This window comes from Pseudoalteromonas sp. GCY (genome assembly GCF_016695175.1).
Classification (GTDB): domain Bacteria; phylum Pseudomonadota; class Gammaproteobacteria; order Enterobacterales; family Alteromonadaceae; genus Pseudoalteromonas.
Window position 1 is genome coordinate 889,415 of record NZ_CP068022.1, and the last position, 19,813, is coordinate 909,227.

At 41.9% G+C, this 19,813-nt stretch carries 14 protein-coding genes; 9 read left to right on the forward strand and 5 right to left on the reverse strand.

From position 1 onward, the window contains the following. The first annotated feature begins 33 nt into the window (after nt 1–33). Nucleotides 34–3,285, forward strand: a complete 3,252-nt coding sequence (locus tag JJQ94_RS03505) for a S41 family peptidase (RefSeq protein ID WP_172439974.1) — start codon at nt 34–36, stop codon at nt 3,283–3,285. Between the two features lie 1,123 nt (nt 3,286–4,408). Here JJQ94_RS03505 and JJQ94_RS03510 read toward each other — a convergent pair. Further along, the gene (locus JJQ94_RS03510) at nt 4,409–5,419 is read right to left on the reverse strand and encodes an alpha/beta hydrolase (protein ID WP_236596433.1); all 1,011 of its coding nucleotides are present in this window, start codon (nt 5,417–5,419) and stop codon (nt 4,409–4,411) included. A gap of 51 nt (nt 5,420–5,470) precedes the next feature. On the opposite strand from JJQ94_RS03510, the gene JJQ94_RS03515 reads away from it, so the two are divergent. The 6 genes from JJQ94_RS03515 (at nt 5,471) to JJQ94_RS03540 (ending at nt 13,450) form a co-directional block, all read left to right on the forward strand. Continuing rightward, nucleotides 5,471–5,608, forward strand: a complete 138-nt coding sequence (locus tag JJQ94_RS03515; protein ID WP_172439973.1) for a hypothetical protein — start codon at nt 5,471–5,473, stop codon at nt 5,606–5,608. 34 nt (nt 5,609–5,642) lie between these two features. Next, nucleotides 5,643–6,740: an ISAs1 family transposase gene (locus tag JJQ94_RS03520; protein WP_201435412.1), complete on the forward strand. Its 1,098-nt coding sequence runs from the start codon at nt 5,643–5,645 to the stop codon at nt 6,738–6,740. A 497-nt stretch (nt 6,741–7,237) separates the two neighbouring features. Continuing rightward, a complete protein-coding gene (locus JJQ94_RS03525) occupies nt 7,238–9,553 on the forward strand; it encodes a ferritin-like domain-containing protein (protein ID WP_099031928.1) in 2,316 nt (771 codons plus the stop codon). A gap of 13 nt (nt 9,554–9,566) precedes the next feature. Continuing rightward, nucleotides 9,567–10,517, forward strand: a complete 951-nt coding sequence (gene bufB, locus JJQ94_RS03530) for an MNIO family bufferin maturase (protein WP_099031929.1) — start codon at nt 9,567–9,569, stop codon at nt 10,515–10,517. Further along, nucleotides 10,517–11,392, forward strand: coding sequence for an HvfC/BufC N-terminal domain-containing protein (locus JJQ94_RS03535; RefSeq protein ID WP_099031930.1), 876 nt, complete (start codon nt 10,517–10,519; stop codon nt 11,390–11,392). The genes bufB and JJQ94_RS03535 overlap by 1 nt, the downstream gene beginning before the upstream one ends. 111 nt (nt 11,393–11,503) lie before the next feature. Then, nucleotides 11,504–13,450, forward strand: coding sequence for a winged helix-turn-helix domain-containing protein (locus JJQ94_RS03540; protein ID WP_099031931.1), 1,947 nt, complete (start codon nt 11,504–11,506; stop codon nt 13,448–13,450). Nucleotides 13,451–13,501: 51 nt separating this feature from the next. On the opposite strand, the gene JJQ94_RS03545 is transcribed toward JJQ94_RS03540, so the two are convergent. From JJQ94_RS03545 to JJQ94_RS03560, 4 genes are all read right to left on the reverse strand, one after another. Beyond that, nucleotides 13,502–14,611: an alpha/beta hydrolase-fold protein gene (locus JJQ94_RS03545; protein ID WP_099031932.1), complete on the reverse strand. Its 1,110-nt coding sequence runs from the start codon at nt 14,609–14,611 to the stop codon at nt 13,502–13,504. 196 nt (nt 14,612–14,807) lie between these two features. Continuing rightward, the gene (locus JJQ94_RS03550) at nt 14,808–15,209 is read right to left on the reverse strand and encodes a hypothetical protein (RefSeq protein WP_099031933.1); all 402 of its coding nucleotides are present in this window, start codon (nt 15,207–15,209) and stop codon (nt 14,808–14,810) included. Between the two features lie 167 nt (nt 15,210–15,376). After that, nucleotides 15,377–17,281 (reverse strand): S9 family peptidase, encoded by a 1,905-nt coding sequence (locus JJQ94_RS03555; RefSeq protein ID WP_099031934.1) that lies wholly within the window; start codon nt 17,279–17,281, stop codon nt 15,377–15,379. A gap of 121 nt (nt 17,282–17,402) precedes the next feature. Further along, nucleotides 17,403–18,194, reverse strand: coding sequence for an AraC family transcriptional regulator (locus JJQ94_RS03560; protein WP_099031935.1), 792 nt, complete (start codon nt 18,192–18,194; stop codon nt 17,403–17,405). Between the two features lie 98 nt (nt 18,195–18,292). On the opposite strand from JJQ94_RS03560, the gene JJQ94_RS03565 reads away from it, so the two are divergent. Both JJQ94_RS03565 and JJQ94_RS03570 read left to right on the forward strand, forming a co-directional pair. Further along, entirely contained in the window at nt 18,293–19,009 is a 717-nt protein-coding gene (locus JJQ94_RS03565) for a type 1 glutamine amidotransferase (RefSeq protein ID WP_099031936.1), read from the forward strand. Between the two features lie 338 nt (nt 19,010–19,347). Then, nucleotides 19,348–19,638, forward strand: a complete 291-nt coding sequence (locus JJQ94_RS03570; protein WP_201435413.1) for a hypothetical protein — start codon at nt 19,348–19,350, stop codon at nt 19,636–19,638. Nucleotides 19,639–19,813: the final 175 nt, after the last annotated feature.

Genomic DNA, 19,813 nt, shown 5'->3' on the forward strand with positions numbered 1-19,813 from the left:
AAATTGGGTGCATTTCACTTATCAATCGTTATTATGTATCAAAATAATAACGGAAATGCCTATATTATGATGAAGATAAAAACACTCGTGCTCGCCATTGCTGCGGCAGCCGCGCCTTTTGTTTCAGCGTATCAGACCGAAGATACCCGCCTACTCCGCTTTCCAGATATTCACAAAGATAAAGTCACTTTTGTATATGCTGGCGACATTTATATTGCTAATACCAACACAGGTAAAAGCCAACGTCTGACTGACCACATCGGTTTTGAAACCTTCCCTAAGTTCTCCCCTGATGGCAGCAAAATCGCTTTTGCCGCTGAGTATAATGGCAGCCGCCAAATCTATGTGATCAATGCTGATGGTTCAGGATTAAAACAACTCACTTATTATAACGATGTTGGGCAAATGCCACCTCGTGGTGGTTTCGACTATCGTGTGATGGATTGGACACCTGACGGTAAACATATCGTTTTTAGAGCAAATCGAACACCATGGGGCAAACGTATGGGTCGCCCTTATATGGTACCGGTAGAGGGTGGACTTGAGCAGCCAATGGCCATCCCAGAAACTGGCGGTGGTATGCTTTCCCCTGATGGTAGCAAGTATGTTTACACGCCAATCGACAGAGAGTTTAGAACCTGGAAGCGCTCTCGTGGTGGTCGTGCACAGGATGTCTGGATTTACGACCTAGAAAACAATACATCCAAACAACTCACCACCGACAAAGCCACTGATCAGCAACCAACTTGGGTGAACGACAGTATTTACTTTGTGTCTGATCGTGACTACACGCTCAACCTTTATAAATATCGCGATGGTAAGTCACCAATTAAAATGACTAACCATAAAGACTTTGACGTGCTGTGGCCATCAGCCGGACCAGATGCCATTGTCTACGAGAATGGCGGTTACTTATATCGCTTTGACGAAGCGACAAAGACAACTAAAAAGCTAAAAATCGATGTCGCTGGTGTGCGTCAATATGCCATGCCATATAGTAAAAACGTTAGCGACTTTATCGATTCTATGGATATATCACACGATGGTAAGCGCGCATTGTTTACTGCCCGTGGTGAGCTATTCTCAGTCCCAGTAAAACAGGGCCCAACTCGCAACCTTTCTTACACGCCAGAAGGCCGTGAAATTGAAGCTAGCTGGTCACCGAATGGCCGTTATATTGCCTACATGAGCGATAAAACAGGTGAATATGAGATCTATCTCAAAGATAGAGCAAATAACAACAAAACCATTCAGTTAACCGACAATGGTACCATCTGGCGCTTCACGCCAATTTGGTCGGCTGATAACAGCAAACTGCTCTTTGCGGATAAAAACCACACGCTATGGTGGGTCGATGCGAAATCTGGCGATATGCATAAAATTGACACCGCCAAATACGACGAAGATGGTCTAACCGAGTATACTTGGTCACCAAACAGTGAAGATATTGTTTTTGTTAAAAACAACGAGAACCGCTACGCCTCACTTTGGCACTATAATATCAAGGATAAAAAGGTCACTCGACTGACTGACAACATGACCAGTGAGCGTAACCCGACTTTTTCACCTGACGGCAACTACATTTATTTCACTTCTGAGCGCGACTATAACCTTACCTTTAGCAGCTATGAATTTGATTATATGTTTAATAATGCCACGCGCATTTATAGCGTTGCGGTGAATAGTCAGATCAAACCACTTAATGCCTTTGAAAGTGATGAGTTAAGCATTCAATCAGACGAAGAAACGAAAAAGGACAGCGACAAACAAGAAAATCACATTGAGGCCAACGGCTTTATGTCACGGGTTGTATCACTCTCAGCCCCAGCTGGTAACTATAATTCACTCACAGGTGTTGAAGGGGGCGTACTGACCTTAACTGGCGGTGCGTTAAAGTTACTCGGCACCGAGCCGGATAGCAAACTAGAAACCGTCGCCGACGGCGTAAGCAGCTATAAAGTTGCCGCTGGTGGTAAGCACCTGATCGCTCGCGCTGGTAACAACTTCAGTGTAATTGCACCAAAGCCAAAGCAAGATTTAAAAGCCAGTCAGCTTGATTTATCTAAGATGACACTGAAAATCGACCCGCAAGTTGAGTGGCAACAAATGTATGTAGAAGGCTGGCGCACCTTACGCGATTGGTTCTACGACGAGCATCACCATGGTCAAGATTGGGATGCTATCTTGGAGAAGTATCAACCACTTGCCAGCGCCGTCGCACACCGTAGCGATTTAGACTATGTACTTAGCGAAATTGCGGGTGAAATCAACGCAGGTCACATTTACGTACAATCTGGTGACGCCCCGACAGCTGAGCGCAAAAAGCATGGTTTACTTGGCGCAGAAATAAGCGCTCATCAGTCTGGCTACGTAAAAATTGAGCGTATCTACAAAGGTGAGAACTGGCATGAAGACTACCGTTCACCACTCGATGAAACTGGCGTGAATGCCAATGCGGGTGATTACATCATCTCGGTAAATGGCCGCTCGGTAAAAGACGTGGTTAACTTCTACGAGCTACTTGAAAACACCCAAGGCGAGCAAGTTGAGTTGGTATTGAGTAAATCACCAAATTCTGATGATAGCTGGAAAACCACGGTAAAACCTGTCGCCAGCGAGCAAGGCTTACGTTACATGGCATGGGTTCAATCACGTGCAGACTACGTGGACAAACTATCAAATGGTAAGATTGGCTACGTTCACCTACCAAATACTCATTATGATGGTAACCGTTCATTATTTAAGAACTTTATGCCACAAACGAGCAAAGATGCGCTGATCATTGACGACCGTTATAACGGTGGCGGCTTTATCCCTGAGCACATGATCACTTGGCTTGCTCGTAAGCCACTGAACTATTGGAAACGCCGTGGTGTTGAGCCAACAAAAACACCTTCGTTTGCACACGATGGTCCAAAAGCCATGCTTATCAATGGTTATTCAAGTTCGGGCGGTGATGCCTTACCTTACTACTTCCGTCAGGCGGGTCTTGGCAAACTGATTGGTACTCGCACTTGGGGTGGTCTAATTGGTATCTCAGGTAACCCGAGCCTAGTTGACGGTGGTCAGGTGATCGCTGCAACCTTCCGAATTCTAGATAACGAAGGCAATTGGATCATCGAAAATGAAGGCGTCAGCCCTGATATCGAAGTGATCGATAGACCTGAGCTTGTTCATGCAGGTAAAGATCCTTCTGTCGAACGTGCGGTGAAGGAGCTATTGCAAGAGTTAAAAGATAGCCCGAAGAAAACACTGACAGTGCCTCCTGCACCATCTAAGTTCTGATTATTGTAAAAATATAAAAGGCTGGACTATCAGCCTTTTATATTTTCGAATAACCTCGATATCTGTCTTTGTGCGATTGTTCTCCTAGAAATTGCACAAGATGCGAGTAAATAGTGTTGATAACCAAACATAAAAAACTGTTTTGCACAGCGGATTTTCAATACATACTTACTTTATTCTGGCAATAAATCATCCTTTCCTTAGTTAATTACCAGCAGCTAACTATAATGAACCAATGACATCCGGGCACTTTTAAAAAATCTATTTAAATAACTTTAAATTGAATATGACTCCATCACCTTCTAGATTAGACCTTACGATAGGAATTTAATATATTAAACCATTTTTATGAAGGAAAAATTAATTACTTCTTACTTAAAAATGGCGTGATATCAATAAAGTTAATTTGATTATATTTTCCTGAAATATGCAATACTGGAAAACACACCAATGAAAACTCAACAACGTTAACTACCCACGAATTCAAGTCCGAAGTGTACCACTCGCTAAATTAGGCTGCTTTTAAATCCGTTAAAATAACACCTGAAACCATCAAGAAAAGCCAAATCGCATAAGATGTTAGCCTAGATTTATCCACCGCAAACCCGGTTTCAAGAGAGTTAGTTTCCCATTCATATCGAAAGCCCTAGTCTGCTCTTCTTTCACTATTTTACAATCAGTACTGACACCGTTAATTCCGATACTAAAATCAATATAAACCCTAATTCATCCACCCATAAAATTCGACTTATTCAATTAAAACAAGAGATAACAAATGAAAAATTTATTAAAATTCACGTTCCTATACACCAAAAAACCTCAATATTGCATAACCCGATGATTAAAAACAAAAAACACCTTTAATTAAACTAACTTTCTTTACGTAATTCATCGAATATAATCAGAAGTATGTAATCTTAAATACTTCCTGGGCCTTACATACTTACATGAGGGATCCCGTCGATAGTTTTGCTAAGAGCACTATCATAACTCGATTAAGGACTTATAACGCCATAATTCATTTCAGGCTCCATATCTACTTGTTTCCCATAAAGTAAGAAAAACTGGGGCCTCAGCAGCATTTTGTAAGACCGAAACTTACCTTTTTCTGTAGCAGAACCCATCAGTTAAGTTCTTTTTTCACCTCAGCTTCACTATGAGTAGTGTACTTTTGATCTGAATTAGAGACTGAACCTGTGCCTACAGAGTTATTTAAAAATTCAATAACGGCACCTGTAGTTTCTGGAGTTGGCATTGATGCAAGAATGTAATGGTTATAACCTGATAAAACTAAGTTATCCGCTTTATCACCTTCAAAAACTACAAGGCTAGAGTCGGGTAAAACTTTGTCGTTTTCAGCCTGAATAATTAGCATTTTACTTTGCGCACCTATACTATTTAGTGCACCATAAAAGTAATCATTAATTTTATTTTCACTAATATACTCGTCAATAACATTTTTAATGATGCTATTTGGAAGAAGCTCAACATAGGAGGAGGCTTCACTTGCAGCAAGATTCAAATCTTCTCGACTTAGTAATGGCACCACACCAATTAATGAATTTACTCTATATTTATTAGCAATATCTAAAACAGGTAAAAAACCCATTGAAAATCCAACAATATTGACTTTATCATAACCATTCGTTATTTCTGGATAATAGTCAGCCAATTTACTTCCAAACGTAAAACTATCTTCCTTTACCCCATAAAGATCCATCACAACAACATCAGAACCCATTGACGAGAACCAAACTGCATAAGATATTAAAAAAGATTTATCTATAGCAAAGCCTGGGATCAATATTGTGAGTTGTTGACTCAAATCTAATGGACGATCCTCACTATTTCGGACAACACTATACTCATGATCTAAATCTCCAGCCTTAAAAGATAGGCTAAAATCTCCTTTCACAGAACGATCAGCTGGATAAAAATCATATATCAAAGAGCTTGACTCGCTCTTAAGTACCTTCTCTAACCGTACCACCCCCAAATAATCATAATCATAGTTAATTACAAATTTAGCTCTATTATTCAAAGAGCTGTGCATTATACTTCTACCTATTGAAGTGCAACTAGAAACCATTGAAACAAGAAAAATACAGATAAAAATTGATCTAATAAAATCCATAAACTAACACCCTCCTTGAAGTACTAACTTTCATATTAAAAAGGATATTTTATGAATTGTAAAATTAGATGTTCATTAATTGCTACGGCTTTAATTATTTCATTATCAGGTTGTGAAACACACGGCGGGATCCACGGCGGGATCACACTTTGTAAAAAGGCTTTAACACTCGGTCTTTTTCTGATCTAATAACGCCCACATTATCACTATCTACTTGTTAATTATGTCGTTATTTAGCCACCTTGAACTTGTTGAAGATAAGCGTTCTTCTATCAATCAACATCATGATCTTGCTGATGTTTTGTTTCTTATCATCTCGGCGGTTTTATCTGGTTGTGAAGGCTGGAAAGATATTGAGGTGTTCGGGCACAGTAAACTGCCTTGGCTCAGGCAGTTCAGAGCATTTAAGCACGGTATTCCAACGCGACATAGCATTGCACGAATTCTTAAAACAGTAGAAACTGACTCTCTGGTTTTGGCCTTGTTCAGTTGGGTCAACGAACAGCGCTCTCAGTCTGGTAAGCCAATCATTGCGTTTGATGGTAAAACTCTGCGCGGTGCCAGTAAAAAGCGTGAGGATAACTTACACTTGGTGTCCGCTTTTGATTGTGAGTCTGGTTTAACTTTGTATCAGCGAACGGTAGAAAATAAGTCCAATGAGATACCGGCAGTTAGGGCCTTATTAGATGTGCTCGATATTTCAGATTCTATCGTCACACTAGACGCACTACATTGTCAGAAAGCGACACTTTCAGCATTGATTTCAAGAGGGGCTGACTATCTGGTTCAGGTCAAAGCAAATCAGAAAACACTCTATAAAGCAGTCACTTCATGTTTTGAAACAGCCTTTGAAGAAGAAAAGAATTTGCCTGAAGATGTACAAGTCAGCAATGGTCATGGACGTCAGGAAACACGCATCACTTATGTTCTGAAGGCCGACAATCTGCCTGAAGAGATAAGAGAAAAATGGCCTGGGCTTACTTCGCTGGTCGCGGTTGAAAAACACAAAAAATCCGAGTCGATAACAAAAATAGACACGCACTTTTATGTCACTTCAGTTGAGCCTGATGCACAGATGTTACAAAAAGCTATCCGCCACCATTGGCACATCGAGAACCAGCAGCATTGGGTGTTGGATGTCGTGTTTAAGGAAGATGCTTGCCAGATCAGTGAGCCGATTTCCGCGGAAAACATGGCGCTGTTCAGACGGGTCGTTCGCAATCTGGTAAAACAGCACACAGGCCGTAAAGATTCGATACGTGGTAAGTGTGTTCGGGCCAGCTTTGACGATGAATTCAGGGCAGAGCTTATCTTCGGTTAATGGTCGTTAACGAAGTATGCTCTCACCCTGCATTAACTCATAAGTGGTTCGATGTGTATAAATTAGGTGGCAGTTACAAGCTGCGATCACCATCAGCATTTTCAAATTGGGCTAAGCCATATGAATCCCAATCTGATGGCTTTAACATAAACTTTAACCCCTCACCAAGAACAATTACGTCACCAAGCCGTTTTTCAGTATCTGGCAAGTATCAGAGCGTCTCTTTGTTTGAATCTGCTCATATCGCTTTTGAAGGATGTGAAGGATCACCAGAGTATCCGGTACCCAATCCAGGTGACTACTGCGAAAGATAAGTGAAAGTTGAGCGGCAAACTTTTCATTTGTCGCTCATATTTGGCTTCCCCTTCCCTGTAATTTAGTGTAATCGCCTTATCAACAATTTACAGCTACTTTCTATTTTACGGCCTTGGGTCTATTTACCTTTTGTCGTCAGCAAACCATATCGTACACCACATACCGTCACAAAGGAGCAAACCATGAATGTGCAGAACAAAACAGGCCCATCGGTAGAATTAGATAAAGAGATTGATGCCAACATCCTCTTAAGCAGTGCACAAAAACAACAAATTAAAGCGCGCAGTAGCGAGTATAAGGCTGCTGATTTATCTTGTCTGAAAGCAATTGCACAAGCTGCGATTAACGTGGAGTTATTCACAATCCCACTTTATATGACAGGTCTCTACTCGATTCAAGGCACACACCAGATTGCGGACTCTTCAAATCTCTACCCCGGCCGTTACTGGCCTGGGCTTGGTCCGACTGCAGGATACATTCCTTCAGAACGATTATCTCCTTACGACTACGATTTAAAAGACAGGTTTATTGGTAGTGATTCTGAACTTAATGTCAATGAGCAGGTGTTTAACGGCGTTTATAGTGTATTTATTGAAGAGATGCTGCATCTGCAACTCGCTTCTAATATGGCGAGTAAATTAGGGCTCACACCGAGCTTTACCAGTCAGGCGTTAATTGACGAAAAATTCGGTTGGAAGTGCTACAACAACCAAAGCGGAATTCCACATATTTTGGACTTTGCAGACTGTACTACAGACTTATCTAAGCTAAGCCCAGAAGTTCAAGCTTATTTCGAACAAATTTTTCCCGATAAAACATTACAAGACCTATGCGTTAACGCAACAGAGCTGAATAAAGAACAGACATTACTCTTTATGCTAATAGAAGAGACTGAAGAAAACGCAAAAAAAATTATTCAGCCGCAGTTTTTAGAGCCAGACGCAAAAACAAAACAGCCGAAATATTTTGAACAAGCCCCATACGACTGGTGGAAACCGGATTACACCGAAAGTGATTTGCCGCTATTCGGCTCAATTGGACACATGTACTTGAGTTATTGGGACTATATTCAAATTGAGTACGATGATAACACGAGCCTACTCGATTATGCGCTCTCAAAGGCTGAAGCAAACGACGCTAGAGCACAGAGAAACTACTTTAATGAACGTCCCGGTGATGCTTCATATCAAGCCCAATTTCCTGAAATAAAGGGCTCTCTTGACACAAATAATGAACACAATTTGCTAAAAGAAGCACTCATGAATAATGTGAATGCAATCACAGATCAAGGTGAAGGTGACGGCGTTGCAAAAATGATATGTTTACGCTGGGCAGAAGAATCTTGGGCCCAAAATGTCTTGGGTAAATTACAAAGTGCGGCCAAGCCTGCTCACCCAAGCACTGTAGATGCACGTTTTCAACCAAATGAAAAAGCCATAGAGCACGACTATCCGAGCACAGATGACAAACCATTATCCGGTTCAGCCTGTGCCCGAATAGCCAATAAATATAAAGACCACTTTCAAATTTTCACCGATACTATGAAGCTCATTGTTAGTTATGAAAAACCAACAACGGCTCATAAAGAACGCTACCTGACTTGGCCAACTTGGTTTGCTGAGGGGAATAGTTGGACTGAGGCATTATTGGATCCCAACGGCGGTGATGAAGCACACGTAAGTAACCCGCAACTTCCGCCAGTAGATAGCGTAGTGCACGCACTCAACAATCTTAGGGAAACAGGCAAAAAAACGCAGGAAACAAACAAGCTATTTAGTCAATCTGCGGTAGGCACAATTAAAGGTCTAACTACAGCACTTGATCGTTATTGGTCGGGTAAAACCAGTGAATTTCCGGGCCCTGCAATGGGTGGCTCAGGCGATAGGATTTCGATTTGCTGGGCAACCACGGGAATTGCGCCAGATTTAGTAACGGGTATCGCCCCGCAAAATCCGAACATCCTTTATCACGCCTGCCAAGGAATGAGCTATACCAACATAGGTTCGAATGACTTACCACCTCCTGAGGTCTATCACAGTTGTAAAGGCAGTAATGATTGTAAAGCACAGGGTGGCTGTGGTTTTGTTCATAGCACAACGCCCGGCGGTAGCTGTGGTGGTAGCGTATCAACAGGGCCAAAAAGTGCCCCTGCTGATAATAAGTGTAATAACTTGGGTGGGTGTGCAGTGCCTATCTCAGCCTCTCAACTCTTCCCTGAACTTTCTGGTGAAGACCAAGAATACGATATGCAACTATTTAAGTTTAACTTAAAAGATAACAGCTTCTCTGCTATCGATTATACTTATCCGAAAGGCCAACAAACTCCAACAGGCGAACCTACAGAACACGTGCTAATGCCTTATAAAAAAGGGGATGCCGTATACGATATTGCTTGGCAAGCATACTGCAATGCCAATGGTTTATTGAACGAAGATGGCGAACCTAAAGAGAAGCCAAAACCTTCAGATATTCGTCTAGCTCTTCCTCCATCAACTTGATAGGAAAGATAGCATGACAAATCCAACTCGGACGCAGCAGCTTGCTGCGTCCGCTATCGAAAAACTAACCGACTTGGGGTTTGGTGTTGGCCTGAGAAGCCAGCACTATCCCTTTATTATGTCCCATTTAGAGCGCGGTACATCACTTGGCGTCGATTGGTTTGAAATCATCAGTGAAAACTATATAGATAATCACGGCTATGGCCGGCATGTGCTCGCTCAGTTGAAGGAGCAATACCCGTTAGTGATGCATGGTGTGTCAATGAATATTGGTAGCAGCGACCCACTTAACTTTGAATATTTAGGCAAGCTCAAGGAGTTAAGTGAATTCGTTAAGCCACAGCTTATTTCCGATCATTTGTGTTGGACAGGCCTTGCTGGTTTGAATAGTCACGATCTCCTACCTATGCCATTAACCGGCGAAAGCCTCCAGCACGTTATCAACCGTGTTGATCAAGTACAGGATTTTTTAGAACGGCCTTTAGTGCTTGAGAACCCATCAACATATCTTGAATTTCAACATTCAACCCTCACTGAAAGCGAGTTTTTCAGTGAGTTAGTCACCGCAACAGGCTGCGGTATGCTGTTGGATGTAAACAATGTTTTTGTTAGTAGCTTTAATCATGGTTTTGACGCAGAAGCGTTTATTCGTCAACTCCCCCATGAGCACATCGTTCAAATCCATCTGGCCGGTCCTAGCGACTGCGGTGATTGTTTGATAGACACCCATGACCAACCGGTGCCCGCCAAGGTTTGGCAGCTTTACCAACTGGCGCAGCACTTAACGGGTGGCGTGTCTACCCTACTAGAATGGGATGCCAATATTCCCAGCTTTCCTGAGCTCGTTGATGAGTTAAACAAAGCAAAACTGGTACTGACAGGGCATATTCCAAAGCAAGATACAGTTACTAACACCAACGCGCTGTCAACTCCAATAGTCAAAGAGCGAGCAGAATTAACATAATGAAAACGCCAGACTTAACGCAAACTCAGCAGTGGCTTAGCACCGTTTTAATGGTACGAGGCGACCTACCACAAAAACTCAATACCGCTGCAAATCCGCATGGTTTAACGCTGCATGACTGTGTAAAAAGTAGTAAAACACTGGGAGCCATGAGAAGAGTAGACATCTATGCTGCGGGCTATGTGATGCGTTTAGTCGAATGTCTTCGGGGAGAGTTTGCACTACTTCTCCGGTTTATGGGCGACGAAGTATTCGACACCTTCGCCAAAGCCTTTATCGTCACCTTACCCTCAGAGTCTTGGACACTACATCAACTAGGCTCGCGCTTTGCTGATTTTTTAGCACACACTAAACCTAGCGGTGATTTTAATGCCCACCAGCAAGCTATGTTTAGCTTGCCTTCAGAGCTGGCTATGTTTGAAAGAGCAAAGGCGCTTGCACTGTTAAAACCTGGACCAGAAACCGAGCAATCAACCGCACTAATAAACGAGATTGAGCTCCTTTGCGGTATCGCAGAAAATTTTGTCATGTCGGTGCCAGAATCCGTACAACTTATTCAAACCGATTACCCTTTACTGCCGCTTATAACCCAACTTGAGCAAGCAAAGCCGTACACCTTGCCAACGCCTGAGCAAACGCATATTGCAATATCGCGCCAACAATATCGCATCAAAATGAATGTATTAAATGACTGGCAAGCGGATTTATTACTACACTTGAGAGAAAAGCCGCTGCGCTACCAAGAAGCAATAACCTACTGTGCTAAGCGCATGAATATGGAGACTCAAGTATTGAGATCGCAGTTAGCGGTTTGGCTGCCAAGCGCGATTAATAGGGGGCTGTTTATAGTGCAAAACGAACCAGTACCCTGCTGATCCAATTTTCTAATAAGGGTTCGGTTGCTAAAGTTAAATAACTCTTGATGGGTTATTTTTATAGGCAATACAAGATAGACTAGCTGTATCGACTGCTGTTCCCAAATAATAATGATAACAATCAATAACCGCAAGCTAGACTTAGCCACGGGTGAACTTATCTACCTTGATGAGACAATCAAATTAGAGGCGAAGGTGCTGGCAGTATTTGAAATACTGTATCAGCATCGCGGAACGCTTGTTACGCAAGAACACCTACTTAATTCTGTATGGCAAAATACCGTCGTCGCCCCAAATGCCCTTCAACGATGTATCGCTCAGCTTAGAAAACTACTTGGGGATAGTGATAAACGTATTATCCAGACTTTTCATAAAAAGGGCTATCGTTTACAAGTTGGGGATCAGCATACTAATTTAAGCCAAAAGCTGAGAGCCTATATTCTCTATTTCGCAGCTTTCATCACCCTCTCCGGTATGTTGTTTATCTATTCAACTATGCCAAAAGCTAATTTCCAACTTTCAGAGGTTACACCTGTAAGTTACGGATTGGAGTTGGAAAGCACTGCGACACTCACCTCAGGTAGAAGGTTGTTATATGTGGCCAGAACGCCGCAAGCAGCGGAACTAAAAGTAAAGGATTTGGATTTCCAAACAACCAAGTTAGTTACCCGTGCATTGGATTTTGTTGGCAAACCTCAGCTTAACAAAGATGGTAAAAAAGCAGTACTCATTGAAACACGCAAAACAAAATCACAAGCTAAGTGTCATCAAGTTATCGTCGTGTTACCAAAGTTTGCTGCCAGAAAAGTGATCTCTCCTTGCTTAAATAACGAAGTGCAGCAAGCCTACTGGGTTGGTCATCAAGTGTTACTTATCGCCAATAACGAGTATGCCCTTTTTACTCCGCACTCAGACTCAGTAACATTTACTTCTTTACCTATAGCAGCAACAATTTTAGCGTCCTCGTTTAATGAGGATCAACTTACCTTACTCACCCAAGATCCAGATGAGGAGGCTTATCTCTCTAGTTATATGATTAGCAAAGAAAACGAGCTTTCTCTTCTTCAACAAGAAAAATTATCTGGTGTAGAATTGGATCGTTCGCTGGTGCTAGTAGATGGGCCAGATACAACACATATACTTTCAACCGCATCTGCGCTCTACATTTACCAAAACCTCCAGCTTGTACAAACCATTCCTGCAATCGGCTCAGAATCGTTTTACATCACTGAATACCTTAAAGATAACAATTATTTAGCGACACTAGTCAGAGAACAAAAGCAGATTAATATTCAGGACAGCCATTCAACAAGCCGACTTACAATCAGCCACTACGACGAACTATCAGGGCAATTCCAACCAAGTGGAAATGCCATTGCATTTCTCTCCAATCGTACAGGTACCAATGAAGTGTGGTTAAAGCAAGAACAGCAAGAGATCCCGCTCACCCATAACAAACATATCTCGTCTTTTGTCTGGGCAGCCGATGGTAAACAATTGTGGGCAGCATCAAAACAAAGTTTACTGAAAATCAATTTAGTCACTGGCGTTGAAGTTTTCCCTGCTTTATTTGAAAAGCAAATTATAATGCAATCAATTGAAATAAAAGGAAATAACCACCTTCTCATCAATGATCTTGGCGATGAACAGCTAGTACTTTTCGACCCTGTAACCAACCATAAACAGACACTTTATCAGGGGCAGGTTCACTGGGCACAAATACAGCAAAACGGTACTGTCTACATAGCCACACCAGATGAGCCAAACTTAAAAGTACTCGTCAACAGTTCGCTTAAACCACAGCCGATAACAAACAAAATCACCTTGCATTGGCGTTTTTACCTACGTGGGAATGAGCTGATTATTCCTGACAAACAGGCGACCATCTGGCGCTATAACATCAACACGCAAGCGTTGGATATATTGGGCAAGTCCGACGAGCAGACTCGCTTGCTCACAGATATTCAATTACATCCTTTTAAGGTTTTAGCTGACTCACCAAAAACACTTAGCGCAAACCAAGTTAAAGTAAAAATAGCAGAACCAGAAAACCACTAATATAAAGGTAGCTCACACATGTTCGCCACCTCTATATCACTCTTAATAATGCTAAAGCCGAGACAATACTTGTTCAATATACTGCTTAGCTTCTTCATTTCTTTGCTCTGTTGCTAGCAGCAAGGCGCGCTTTAGCTGAAGTGTTGCTTGTGTTGTATCACCCGCATTCAAAAGAGTCTGCCCATAACGTAAATTGTAAATAACAGAGTTAGGAATAGTCGCAAGTAGTTCATCGAACACTATTTTTCCAAGCCTTGTATTGCCTTGCGCGAATAAATATTGCCCTAGAGCAAGCTGGTTGGCCTTAATATCAATCGAGTATCCATAGCGCTGTTCTAGTTTTTGGTGATATTCTCGCAACCCATTTAGGCCTGACTTGTCAAATTGAGCATAATCTTGAAGCTTTATTGCACCAAAAATATATTGTAATCCATGTCTTAGCCCCAATTGTGCGCCTACATGATAATGATGTTGACTTAAGTCTTCTAACATCAGGTGTTGGTGTCGTTTTGAAACGGCGAGCGCAGCAAAAAACGGCCTATTTTCGTCAAAGCTGCCAAGACTGATATATAGGTTATTGATGAGTTTTCCCTTGGCGATGTTGCCACTAATATCTTCTTTTAGTTGCTTGGGGAGTTGACTCCAAATTGGCGCAGACAATATCGCGCCTTGGAAATACCCGGGCATTTCTCCTAATAAATTCAAAGCAATCGCCGCTCTGCTTGAGTACCCTTCAATGACTTTAAACGGCGAAAGATTAAATTGCCGTATCAGTGTTGGTTCAACTTCACTTGCTAACACGCGAGCTAGCAAGGCAAAATACGCTTGGTCAGATAACTTGTCAGCCACAGCAAAATTCAATTTGGGCACTCGCACAATCACAAGTTGCGGGATAGGTGAAAAACTAGTGTGACTCAACCAATCCACTTCAGCTTTCAGTAAATCAAAACGGCTTTCTCCCGCAGTTGTATAAAGCGTTGAGTATGGCTCTTTTCGGTCAACATCAAAATCAAAAGGCAGATATATTTGCACATCAACAGGCCCTCCCACTAACTTTGAACTCACAGTGATATGCTGTAATTTTGAGGCTATCTGAGCGTGAGTAACTAACGCAAACAACGCGCAATTTAACCACATCAAACTTTTTAAAAGTATTTTCATGCTTTTCTCCATTTTTGGGTAAGCTTATGAAATAAAAACTTTTAAAACTTGATGCATTGCTTATTTTTAATTGATCAATTGCTGATGTGGATCAATCCGAGTTTGTCAGAGGCTAAATATCAGGTGCTAACATGGTTACCTAGGTCGCGACGTTTAGCACAATGCCACTAATTGTAAAAAGTGATGGTAAGGCTTATTAATTACGCGTATATACGTTAAGCAACGGAAACTTGTTCTCACCGAAAGCCAGTGTGAGTGAAAGCGTTTCACCGCCATCAAAACTTTCAGAAAGCTTCATCGGTGCGATCCTTTGACCGTTCGCTGTTAGTGCCAGCAGATGTTTTTGTGTTAACGTGCGGCGGCCACTCGATTGATTTTTAATCGTGATCATTGCCCAGCGTTCACCACCTTCATTACTCATCAGTACCGCGTTAAGTACCTTGAAGTCACTGATCTCTGGGTAAATATTGGCATCGTTTGGAAACGCTAATTCCATATTGTTAGGCACTACACTATCAATTGTTAACGCTTCTTCAGCTGCCTGTGTATTCACAGCCAACATAAGTAACCAAAAACCACTTATTATCCTTTTAATCATTTAATTTTCCTTCTATTTTCCTTTGACTAATTCAGTATGCCGCCAATCTTTGGGCACAACAATACTTGCGCAGCGCCAAGGCTACACTACAAAACAAAAATGCCAGACTACACACTGTGCGATCTGGCATTTTCTTAACTACTCATTGCTGATAGCAGTGACATCAATTATAAAGTTTCTTCTAACCACTTGAAGAATTCACGCTGCCAGACTATCCCGTTTTGCGGTGTCAGTACCCAGTGGTTTTCTTCAGGGAAATAAAGGAAACGGCTCTTTAAGCCACGTAGTTTAGCGGCTTGGAAAGCTTGCATCCCTTGGCTCAGCGGTACACGGTAGTCTTTACCACCATGGATCACGAACATAGGCGCATCCCACTTATCCACATAGCTGATTGGGTTAAACTGATTGTATGCCTTGCTGATTGCCGCATTGTTTTGCTCCCAGTACGCGCCACCCAATTCGTTGTTCACAAAGAACATTTCTTCGGTCGTACCGTACATACTGCGCAAATCAAAAATGCCACAGTGCGCGATAAAGGTTTTGAAACGACCATCGTGATTGCCAGCTAAGTAAAACGCAGAGTAACCACCAAAGCTCGCACCAACTGCCGCGATACGTTTGTTGTCAACGTATGACTCTTTCGCAACATCGTCGATTGCGTCAAGGTAATCTTGCATTACCTTGCCACCCCAATCTTGGCTGATGTCTTTGTTCCATTTCACGCCGTGTCCAGGCATACCACGACGGTTTGGCGCAACCACAATGTAGCCTTGTGATGCCATCACTTGGAAGTTCCAGCGGAAGGAATAGAACTGTGATAACGGCGACTGTGGGCCACCTTGAAGGTATAACAGCGTTGGATATTGCTTACGCTTATCAAAATTCGGTGGGTAGATAACCCAAGTTAGCATGTCTTCGCCGTCTTTTGTCTTCACCATTCGTTTTTCAACATTCGGTAAATCCAAATCAGCATAAAGCGCCTCGTTCACATTTGTCAGCGCAACGAGCTTTTTGCTATTTAGATCAAAGCGGAAGATCTCTTTTGCTTGATTCATGCTATTGCGAGTAACAACTAACTGATCGTCTAGGGCAGCGACAATGCCATTTACATCAAACATGCCCTTAGTTAGCTGCTTAATTTTTGGATTAGCTTTGGTTTTGGTGTTCACCGCTACTTGAAATAGCTGGATTGTTCCGTCAACTGGTGCAATAAAATAAATATGCTTACCATCATGACTCCACTCAAAACTGCTTACCGTGCCGTCCCAATGCGCAGTTAGGTTGACTTCTCTGTCACCCAACTTAACGATGATGTCATTTTTATCCGCCTCGTTACCCGCTTCATCCATACGTAAGAAAGCCAGCAGCCCTGTCGATGAAAACTCTGGGCTTTTATCATACCCCAAGTTTTGCTCGGTTAGATTGGTGGTTTTCTTGCTCGCTAAGTTATAACGATAAATATCCGTGTTGGTGCTGCTCGCATATTCTGCACCAGTCAGCTTTTTACTGACGTAGTAGATATTCTCACCCTTTGGACCCCAAACATAATCGCTTGAACCACCAAATGGTGACGTCGGACTATCAAAAGGCATCCCTTTCATGATGTCGACTTTTTCTTCTGTGATTAGATCCTGATAGAACACATGTTTAACACTGCCGTCTTTCCAAGTATCCCAATGGCGGTAATTTAAATCATCAAATACATAAGCATCTGCTTGCGTAAGCGCTTTGTGTCTATCCGTGGCTAACACAGCTTCAACATTGACGGTGTCATGAAATAGTTTTTTGCTGCCATCTGGTGAAATGTTGTCGTCTGACAATATTCCTTGATACGCGCTTAAAAGCTGAGACGTCCCACCCTTTAACGGCACTTGATAAACTTTGCTATCAAAGTCATTGTTTTCAACGCTTGGCGTTGTAACTCGATAAATTACATGGGTGTTGTCTTTAGATAACCCAAGCGCACTTACGCGCTTTACTTGCCAAAGCTTGTCAGGGGTCATTACCTCTTTGGCAACTAACCCAAAACTTGGTGCTAATCCTAAGCTAGCACATAAAAGAATTCGCAACATCGCGAAATGCCTCCAATAATTAAATCCCACCTAGACTACATAAAGCGGGAAGAACTTAAAAGCATTCACGATAAGATACTTTCGTCTCTAGCGCAGGTAACCTAAAAGCAGCAGAAGTTGCTCAAAATAAATTTACGTTGTGCTGTAAGTTGGCAATTCGGTATTTTCTCGGTGTTTGATTGAATAATTTCTTAAACGCTTGTACAAATGCAGAGTCAGAAGCGTACCCCAACTCAATGGCAATTTCCTGTATGCTCTTTTGCGACCCTAACAATTGCAAAGATAAAACTAACCTCACATTTTGTCTCCACCGTGAAAATGATTGAGAAAACTCTCTTGAGCACAATCGCGATAAAGTGCGCTCAGAAGCGCCCACTTTTGTTGCCCATTCCTTTAAAGTAAATGGTAAATCCGGTTGCTCTTTAAGCTGTAAGAAAATGGATAAAAGGCGTTTATCGGTAGGTATGAGTAGGGGTATTTCATAATGGTTTGCGATCGTGATTTGATCCCGCAATACCGTTAACAAATGTGTGATATTGGATTGTGCTTGAGTGAGCGTCTCATTTTCAAATAGCAACAAAATAAGCGCTTTAATAAATGGCGTTACCAGACAGGATTTTGGTTTGTCTCCATACTGAACATATTTGTCGGGATTAAGGTAAATCGCCAAAAACTGTGTATCTGTAATCGCTATGGATTTATGCACTGTATTTGCGGGTATATAAAGCATACCGTTGTGAGGAACGATCCCGCTTTTATCGCCGATACTCGATTGTAATAGCCCCAGCAAAGGAAACACAATTTGATGCCACGAATGTGAATGGAAGTCATCAATATAGCCAGAAGCCATATTAATCGTTTTAGTTACGATTTGTTTATCAGGAGAACCTTTGATGAGGTCATTAGCTTGCATCTTGGCGACTTATCAATATTAAACGTCTGTTAGTATAAATTACGCCATCCAAATTTAATATACCATCTACAGCCTATCGTTAATTAAAAGGCACAAAGATGCATATTCACTTTATCGTTCATGAACATTTTGAAGCGCCCGGCGCCTATGAATCTTGGGCAAATAAACGCGGTCATACCGTTACCTATTCGCGAGTTTATCAAGGCGAATCTCTCCCAAAAAATATCGAAGGCTTAGATTTTTTGATTGTAATGGGAGGACCTCAAGATCCGTCAACAACTATTGAGCAATGCCCACACTTCGATACAAAAGGTGAGCAAAAAGTCATCTTGAACTCGATTACCGCTGGAAAAGTTGTGCTTGGTATATGCCTAGGGTCGCAACTAATTGGTGAAGCGTTAGGTGCCGCATTTGAGCCTAGCCCTGAACGTGAAATAGGAAAATATCCGATAACCTTGACGGAAGCCGGGATGACACACCCACTATTTAGTCATTTTGGAAAAGTGTTGGATGTCGGTCACTGGCATAATGATATGCCGGGGCTCACCAATGGCTCACAAGTGATTGCATATAGCGAAGGGTGCCCAAGGCAAATTGTCGCCTATCAAGACCTAGTATACGGTTTTCAGTGCCATATGGAATTTACCAAAGATATCGTCGCATTACTAATTGAAAATGACGACCTCAATGACGCTTTACAGTATCGATTTGTAGATGAGCCAGAGGTTTTACTGAATCATAACTATGACGAAATGAACCAAAAACTGCACGACTTTTTAGATAAGTTAGAAAGCTTTTATAAATCACAGTCCTGAGCGTTAATCATATTATTTAACCTGCCTAATTGCTCAGACTAGCGGCCTCTGTACGTCTAAAAAATATAATTGCTTATTAAGGCAAATTTAGGTGTAATGAATAAATAATAAGCGCTGAGCAATGCAGCAGGGAAAGCTTACACAACACTAGCCAAACTGATTACACTAACTAGGAAAGTGAGAGCCTCCAAAAAGCCTATTTTTTCTAAGTAAGCCATAGCATAAACGACACCAGCTCTGACACACCGAGCAGGTGACGGCTCAGTCCGACCAGCGATTATGCAACACAAACTGCGTGTCGCATAAATACTAAATTGTAATGTTTCTAGGAGAGTTTTGTGAGCTATGTAAAAGGAAAAAGTAAACATGAGATTCTTGAAGATCTCATTGGAACTGCTCAACCAAACAGTGCTGTCCATGAACAACAGAAAGCTGCGATTACTGTCAGGTGTACCGAAGATATAGAATCATCAATTAAATCATTAGAAAGTCAGCTGGCTAAAAATGCAACATCATCTGATAAAGTTGGTAATAGACTTTTCTGGCTAAATGTGGTTTTAACAATTGCTACTCTAGTTGGAGCACTTGCTACAGTCGTTATCGCCGTAAAAACCATACAAGCCATTTAACTGAGATAAAAAACTTGCGGGCTTTTCGCTCTGCTCACTTTTAGACCACGATTATTTACCCGTTAATCTGGCGTTATAGCTCAAATGAACATTAGTGATAGGGATAATTATGCCCACAAAGCCTAAAGGTAAGTGTTCTTTCTGCAAAGAACGTGTTATGCCTAACGTCATAGAA

What these genes read in the sequence shown, in the direction of transcription:
- JJQ94_RS03560 (WP_099031935.1), bottom strand. Translation starts at nt 18,194, where the DNA reads ATGCAAGCTAATGACCTCATCAAAGGTTCTCCTGATAAACAAATCGTA.
- JJQ94_RS03550 (WP_099031933.1), bottom strand. Translation starts at nt 15,209, where the DNA reads ATGATTAAAAGGATAATAAGTGGTTTTTGGTTACTTATGTTGGCTGTG.
- JJQ94_RS03540 (WP_099031931.1), top strand. Translation starts at nt 11,504, where the DNA reads ATGATAACAATCAATAACCGCAAGCTAGACTTAGCCACGGGTGAACTT.
- JJQ94_RS03525 (WP_099031928.1), top strand. Translation starts at nt 7,238, where the DNA reads ATGAATGTGCAGAACAAAACAGGCCCATCGGTAGAATTAGATAAAGAG.
- JJQ94_RS03535 (WP_099031930.1), top strand. Translation starts at nt 10,517, where the DNA reads ATGAAAACGCCAGACTTAACGCAAACTCAGCAGTGGCTTAGCACCGTT.
- JJQ94_RS03505 (WP_172439974.1), top strand. Translation starts at nt 34, where the DNA reads ATGTATCAAAATAATAACGGAAATGCCTATATTATGATGAAGATAAAA.
- bufB (WP_099031929.1), top strand. Translation starts at nt 9,567, where the DNA reads ATGACAAATCCAACTCGGACGCAGCAGCTTGCTGCGTCCGCTATCGAA.
- JJQ94_RS03555 (WP_099031934.1), bottom strand. Translation starts at nt 17,281, where the DNA reads ATGTTGCGAATTCTTTTATGTGCTAGCTTAGGATTAGCACCAAGTTTT.
- JJQ94_RS03545 (WP_099031932.1), bottom strand. Translation starts at nt 14,611, where the DNA reads ATGAAAATACTTTTAAAAAGTTTGATGTGGTTAAATTGCGCGTTGTTT.
- JJQ94_RS03565 (WP_099031936.1), top strand. Translation starts at nt 18,293, where the DNA reads ATGCATATTCACTTTATCGTTCATGAACATTTTGAAGCGCCCGGCGCC.
- JJQ94_RS03515 (WP_172439973.1), top strand. Translation starts at nt 5,471, where the DNA reads ATGAATTGTAAAATTAGATGTTCATTAATTGCTACGGCTTTAATTATT.
- JJQ94_RS03520 (WP_201435412.1), top strand. Translation starts at nt 5,643, where the DNA reads ATGTCGTTATTTAGCCACCTTGAACTTGTTGAAGATAAGCGTTCTTCT.
- JJQ94_RS03510 (WP_236596433.1), bottom strand. Translation starts at nt 5,419, where the DNA reads ATGGATTTTATTAGATCAATTTTTATCTGTATTTTTCTTGTTTCAATG.